7 protein-coding genes are annotated in these 6,799 nt (G+C 67.8%); all 7 read left to right on the forward strand.

What is annotated here, in order from left to right; genetic code table 11:
* Position 1 precedes the first annotated feature (1 nt).
* Positions 2-721, forward strand: a complete 720-nt coding sequence (locus tag ACIPUB_RS08750) for an HAD hydrolase-like protein (RefSeq protein ID WP_407607021.1) — start codon at positions 2-4, stop codon at positions 719-721.
* Positions 722-1,390, forward strand: coding sequence for a lysophospholipid acyltransferase family protein (locus ACIPUB_RS08755; RefSeq protein WP_407607016.1), 669 nt, complete (start codon positions 722-724; stop codon positions 1,388-1,390). It begins immediately after the preceding gene.
* 17 nt (positions 1,391-1,407) lie between these two features.
* On the forward strand, positions 1,408-3,369 hold the full coding sequence (gene uvrC, locus ACIPUB_RS08760; protein WP_407607017.1) for an excinuclease ABC subunit UvrC: 1,962 nt from the start codon (positions 1,408-1,410) through the stop codon (positions 3,367-3,369).
* 36 nt (positions 3,370-3,405) lie between these two features.
* Positions 3,406-4,299, forward strand: a complete 894-nt coding sequence (rapZ, locus tag ACIPUB_RS08765) for an RNase adapter RapZ (RefSeq protein WP_264269140.1) — start codon at positions 3,406-3,408, stop codon at positions 4,297-4,299.
* A 6-nt stretch (positions 4,300-4,305) separates the two neighbouring features.
* Positions 4,306-5,346: a uridine diphosphate-N-acetylglucosamine-binding protein YvcK gene (gene yvcK / locus ACIPUB_RS08770; protein WP_264269139.1), complete on the forward strand. Its 1,041-nt coding sequence runs from the start codon at positions 4,306-4,308 to the stop codon at positions 5,344-5,346.
* Positions 5,347-5,356: 10 nt separating this feature from the next.
* The gene (gene whiA, locus ACIPUB_RS08775; protein WP_264269138.1) at positions 5,357-6,337 is read left to right on the forward strand and encodes a DNA-binding protein WhiA; all 981 of its coding nucleotides are present in this window, start codon (positions 5,357-5,359) and stop codon (positions 6,335-6,337) included.
* Positions 6,338-6,430: 93 nt separating this feature from the next.
* A partial coding sequence (locus ACIPUB_RS08780) for a superoxide dismutase (RefSeq protein ID WP_407607018.1) occupies positions 6,431-6,799 on the forward strand: 369 nt, incomplete at its 3' end.

Below are 6,799 nucleotides of genomic sequence, written 5' to 3' on the forward strand. Positions count from 1 at the left end.
GATGATTGCTCCCTCCGCCGTGCTCCTTGACCTCGATGGAACCCTCGTGGATCCGGCCGGGGCCATCACCTCGGGTATCCGCCATGCGTTGACGCAGGCGCAGATCCCCGACCCGGGTGAAGAAAAACTCCGTTCCCTCATCGGCCCGCCGCTGAGCATCGGGCTGGCCTCCATCGACGGCGTCACCGCCGCCGACATCGGCTTCCTGATCGCGACCTACCGCGCGCAATATGCCGAAACCGGCATGGCAGCCTCGCGTCCCTACCCGGGCGTGAAGGAGCTTCTGGCAGCACTTCGCGCCGCCGGGACCACGGTGCTGGTGGCCACGGCCAAGCCCACGCACATTGCCCGCCAACTGCTTGCGGTGCAGGAAATCACTCCGCTGCTTGACGGGATCTTCGGCAACGACGACGAGGGCGACGGCACATCGTCCTCCAAGACCCACATCATCGCCGCGGCGATGAGCGAACACGACCTGGACCCGGCAAACTGCGTCATGGTGGGGGACCGCCGCTACGACATCGAGGCCGCCCACGAGAACAACATCGCGTCCATCGGCGCGGGCTGGGGGTTCGCCGACGACGGCGAACTGGCAGCCGCCGGGGCAGGTGCCCACGCGGCGGACCTCGCCGAACTGGCCGACCTCTTGCTGGGCAACGCCGCCGGGGAAGCCGTGCGCGCATCGGTCATGGCCGCCACCACCAAGGGAGCCAGCGCCTAAATGAGCCTGTACACCATGACCCGCTCCTCGATCCGCGGGCTGCTGTCGGGGCTGTGCCGTCCCACCGTCACCGGCCTGGAAAACGTGCCGCGCACCGGGCCCGTCATCATCGCCTCAAACCACCTCTCCTTCCTGGACTCCATCATCATCCAGGCGCTGACCCCGCGCGACGTGGCGTTCTTCGCCAAGGCCGAATACTTCACCACCCCCGGCCTCAAGGGCAAGGCCATGAAGACCTTCTTCGAATCCGTGGGCTCCATCCCGGTGCAGCGCGGTGAACAGGCGGCCTCCGTGGCGGCACTGGAATCCCTGGTCGACATCCTGGAAACCGGCGGCGGCATCGGCATCTACCCCGAGGGCACCCGCTCCCGCGACGGCATGCTCTACCGCGGACGCACCGGCGTGGGCTGGCTGGCGCTGAGCACCGGGGCGCCGGTGGTGCCCGTCGGACTCATCGGCACCGAGAAGCTGCAGCCGGCCGGAACCAACCGGATCACCCCACACCACTTCACCCTGGCCTTCGGCAAGCCGCTGCAATTCGAGCACCTGGGACGCAAGCACCCGCTGCCGCAGCGCCGCGCAGCCACCGATGCGATTGTCGATGCCATCGCGGAGCTCACGGGCCAGGAACGCGTGGACGCCTACAACCAGACACCCATCACCGACTAGCAACGAAGGGCGCAGACGTGGCAGACCCAAGAAGCTACCGCCCCGCGACGGGGGACATCCCCGTGAACGCCGGGGTCTACCGCTTCCGCGACGAGGTGGGGCGGGTCATCTACGTCGGCAAGGCCAAGGTGCTGCGTTCGCGCCTGAACTCCTACTTCGCCAACCCGGCCGGGCTCACCCCCAAGACCCACGCCATGGTGCACACCGCGGTCTCGGTGGAGTGGACCGTCGTGGGCTCCGAGCTCGAGGCCCTCCAGCTGGAATATACCTGGATCAAGGAGTTCAACCCGCGCTTCAACATCGTCTTCCGCGACGACAAGTCATACCCGTACCTCGCGGTGACCATGGGGGAGAAGTACCCGCGCGCCCAGGTGATGCGCGGGGACAAGCGCAAGGACACCAAGTACTTCGGCCCGTTCTACCCGGCCAAGGCCATCCGCGAAACCCTCGACACGCTGCTGCGTGTCTTCCCGGTGCGCAGCTGCTCGGCCGGGGTGTTCAAGCGCGCCGAATCCTCCGGGAGGCCCTGCCTGCTGGGCTACATCGACAAATGCGCGGCCCCCTGTGTGGGGCGCATCAGCCCCGAGGACCACAAGCAGCTCGCCGCTGACCTGTGCCAGTTCATGGGCGGTGAAGGCACCCGCTTCATCAGGGAGATCGAGGCCAAGATGGCCGATGCGGTCTCGAAGCTCGAGTACGAGCAGGCCGCCCGCCACCGCGACGACATCGCCGCGCTGCGCCGGGTCTTCGAACGCAACGCGGTGGTGCTGGCCGAAAACACCGAGGCCGACATCTTCGCCGTGCACGAGGACGAGCTCGAGGCCGCCGTGCAGGTCTTCCATGTGCGCAACGGGCGCATCCGGGGCCAGCGCGGCTGGGTCGTGGAAAAGGTCGAGGACTCGACCCCTGCCGAATTCATCGAGCACCTGCTCACCCAGGTCTACGGCGAGGCCGCCGGGGACGACAGGATTCCGCGCGAGGTGCTGGTCCCGGTGCTGCCGGAGAACACCGAGCAGGTGGCCGCGTGGCTGCACGAGCGCCGCGGCTCGGCCGTCTCGCTGCGCGTTCCCCAACGTGGGGACAAGGCGACGCTGGCCGAAACCGTGCGGGAAAACGCCGAGCAGTCGCTGCGCCTGCACAAGTCCCGGCGCGCCGGGGACCTGACCACCCGGTCGGCCTCGCTGCAGGAACTGCAGGACTCGCTCGGGCTGCCCACCCCGCTGCTGCGCATCGAATGCTATGACGCCTCGCACACCCAGGGAACCAATGTGGTCGCCTCCATGGTGGTGTTCGAGGACGGGCTGCCGAAAAAGAGCGACTATCGCAAGTTCGCGATCACCGGGGACGCTGCGCGAGACGACACCGCCTCGATGTACGACGTGATCTCCCGCCGCTTCAGGAACTACCTCGCGGAAATGGCCGACACCGTGCCGATGGTCAGCGGCGAAATCGACATTGCCGACGCCTCCGAACGACTGCCGGCGCGCAAGTTCGCCTACCCGCCCTCGCTCGTCATCGTCGACGGCGGCCCGCCGCAGGTCGCCGCCGCCTCCCGGGCGCTTGCCGACCTGGGCATCGACGACATCTACGTCGTCGGCCTGGCCAAGCGGCTGGAGGAGCTGTGGCTGCCCGATGACGAGTTCCCGGTGATCCTGCCGAGGGCCTCGCACGCGCTGTACATGGTCCAGCGGATCCGCGACGAGGCGCACCGTTTCGCCATCACCTTCCACCGCCAGAAGCGCTCGGCCTCGATGACCACCTCGCTACTTGACACCATCAACGGCCTGGGCCCGGCCAAGCGCGACGCCCTGCGCAAGCACTTCGGCTCGATGAAGAAGATGCGCGCCGCCTCCGTCGAGGAACTCACGGCCGTTCCCGGCATCGGCCCGGTGCTTGCTTCCACGGTGCACGAGGCGCTGGCCGCCGCCGGCACCGGTGCGCCGGCAGTGAACATGACGACCGGAGAGGTGCTTGACTAGCAGGTTGGGCGCGCAAAGGCGACTAGGCTAGGGGTCATGACCTCCGAGCTTGCCCCCGTGAAACCTCCCGAGTCCGAACTTCTGGTGATAACCGGCATGTCGGGTGCCGGCCGCACCACCGCCGCCCACGCGCTGGAAGACCACGGATGGTACGTGGTGGAAAACCTCCCCCCGACGCTGCTGGGCATGCTCACCGAGATCGTGGCCCACTCCGGGGGATCCATCCCCAAGCTCGCTGTGGTGATGGACGTGCGCTCCAAATCGCTCTTCCCGCAGCTGCGCGAGAACCTGAACGCGCTGACCAGCGCCGGCATCGCCTACCGGGTGCTCTTCCTTGACGCGGCCGACGACCTTCTGGTGCGCCGCTTCGAACAGGGCCGGCGCCCGCACCCGCTGCAGGAGGACGAGCGGATCGTCGACGGGATCAACCGCGAACGCGAGGTGCTGCGCGAGCTGAAGGAAGCCGCGGAGATCGTCGTGGACACCACCGAGATGTCGGTGCACGACCTGGCGCGCTCCATCACCGAGCTCTTCTCCGAGTCGGGCCCCATCGTGCTAAGGCTGAACGTGATGAGCTTCGGCTTCAAGTACGGGCTGCCCACCGATGCCAACTACGTGGCGGATGTCCGCTTCATCCCCAACCCGCACTGGGTCCCGGAACTTCGCCCGCACACCGGCAAGGAAAAGCAGGTCTCCGACTACGTGCTTTCGGCCAAGGGGGCGGCGGAATTCATCGAGCGCTACATCGGCGCCCTGGAACCGGTCTTTGAGGGCTACCGCCGGGAAAACAAGCACTACGCCACCATCGCGGTGGGCTGCACCGGCGGCAAGCACCGCTCCGTGGCCACGGCAGAGGAGATCGGGCGCCGACTGGCCCAGTTGCCCAGCGTGCGGGTCAACATCACGCACCGGGACCTGGGGCGCGAGTAGTCCACCATGGCGTTTTTCACCGGCCCCATCCCCATCCAGCCCCCCGCACGTTCCGCCGAGGACAACCAGGTGGTGCGCGTCGTCGCACTCGGCGGCGGCCACGGTCTCTCCGCCTCGCTGTCGGCGCTGCGCCGGCTCACCACCGACCTGACTGCCGTTGTCACGGTCGCCGACGACGGGGGCTCCTCCGGGCGCCTGCGCGAGGAACTCGACGTGCTGCCACCCGGGGACCTCCGCATGGCCCTTGCCGCCTTGTGCGACGACACCGACTGGGGGAGGACCTGGCGCGATGTCATGCAGCACCGTTTCACCTCCAAGCCGGGCACCAATGCCACGCTGGACCAGCACGCGGTCGGCAACCTGCTGATCGTGGCCCTGTGGGAATTGCTCAAGGACCCGGTGGCGGGGCTGCGCTGGGCGGGTGCACTGCTGGGCGCCCGCGGCCAGGTGCTGCCCATGAGCACCACCCCGCTGACCATCACCGGGGACGTGCTGCAGGAGGACGCCGGCACCGGTCTGGTGCGCAGGCGCATCTCCGGCCAGGCGAACCTGGCCGAGGCAGGGGAGAGCGCGCTGGTTTCCAATGTGCGCCTGGAACCCGCCGATGCCGCCGCCTGCACCGAGGCGCTTGACGCCATCGAGCTGGCGGACTGGGTGGTGCTGGGCCCCGGCTCCTGGTACACCTCGGTGCTGCCCCACCTGCTGCTGCCCGAAATGCGCGAGGCTCTGCAGCAAACCCCTGCCCGCCGGCTGCTGACCATGAACCTCTCCACGACCACCGCCGAGACCGGCGGGATGGATGCGGCGGCGCACCTCGAGGTCATCTCCAGGTACGCACCACAGCTGCGCCTGGACGCCGTCTTGGCCGACCCGACGACGATTTCCGACCACGAGGCCTTCACCCAGGCGGCCGCCCGGCTAGGTGCCCGCACGTTTTTCGGTAAAGTAGGGGTTGGTGCCGGACGAGCAGTCCACGACCCCTTGAGACTTGCCGCCGCCTACCACGACGTGTTCACCACGTTCAGCACAGACGAGCCCAGCAGTTAGGAAACAATCCATGGCACTGACGGCTTCCGTCAAGGACGAGCTGTCCCGGCTTGAGATTCGGAGGTCCTCCGAACGCAAGGCTGAGGTATCCACCATGCTGCGATTCTGCGGTGGACTCCACATCATCTCCGGACGCATCGTCATCGAGGCCGAGGTCGACCTCGCCTCCACCGCCCGGCGGCTTCGTGCCGCCATCGCCGAGGTCTACGGACACACCTCTGAAATCATCGTCGTCTCCGGCGGCGGCCTGCGCCGCGGCAACCGCTACGTGGTCAGGGTCGTCCGCGACGGCGAGTCCTTGGCGCGCCAGACCGGCCTGCTCGACGGGCGCGGCCGTCCCGTGCGCGGGTTGCCCTCGGTCATCGTCAACGGTTCCACCGCCGACGCCGAGGCCGTGTGGCGCGGAGCGTTCCTCTCCCACGGCTCCCTGACCGAGCCCGGGCGGTCCTCCGCACTGGAAATCACCTGCCCGGGCCCCGAATCGGCGCTCGCGCTGGTCGGTGCCGCGCGGCGCCTGGGCCTGGTGGCCAAGGCTCGCGAGGTCCGCGGCGTTGACCGCGTGGTCATCCGCGACGGCGAGGCCATTGCGCAGCTGCTCACCCGCATGGGTGCCCACGACGCGTTAATGGTCTGGGAGGAACGCCGCATGCGCAAGGAAGTCCGTGCCACGGCCAACCGGCTGGCCAACTTCGACGACGCCAACCTGCGCCGCTCGGCCCAGGCAGCCGTTGCCGCCGGAGCCAGGGTCGACCGCGCGCTGGAAATCCTCGGCGAGGAAGTCCCCGAGCACCTCAAGTACGCCGGAGCCCTGCGCGTGGCGCACAAGCAGGCCAGCCTCGACGAGCTTGGCCGCATGGCGGAGCCGCCCATGACCAAGGACGCGATCGCCGGGCGGATTCGCCGGCTCTTGGCCATGGCCGACAAAAGAGCTTCCGAGTTGGGAATACCCGGCACCGAGGCGAGCGTTCCCTTGGATATGCTGGAGCACTGAAACCACGAGTTTTCCGCCAGCTGCGCGGAGATGCAGTAACGAAGAAGAGTGCGCCCGCGTCCCGCTGGGTGCCGAAGAGAATGAGGAGTCATTTTGGCTATTTATACCTTGCCTGAGCTGCAGTATGATTACGCGGCCTTGGAGCCGAACATTTCGGCGCGGATCATGGAGCTGCACCACTCGAAGCACCACGCGACCTACGTGGCCGGTGCGAACACGGCGTTGGAGCAGTTGGCCGAGGCCCGCGAGAAGGGCGAGTTCGGGAATGTCCCGAAGCTGTCCAAGGACCTGGCGTTCCACTTGGGCGGTCACACCAACCACTCGATCTTCTGGAACAACCTGTCCCCGGAGGGCGGGGACAAGCCCGAGGGCGAGTTGGCTGCGGCGATCGATGACGCGTTTGGTTCCTTTGACGCTTTCCGTGCGCACTTCACCGCCGCGGCGATGAGCCTGCAGGGTTCG

It is taken from the genome of Paeniglutamicibacter sp. ORCA_105, assembly GCF_045798545.1.
Classification (GTDB): domain Bacteria; phylum Actinomycetota; class Actinomycetes; order Actinomycetales; family Micrococcaceae; genus Paeniglutamicibacter; species Paeniglutamicibacter sulfureus.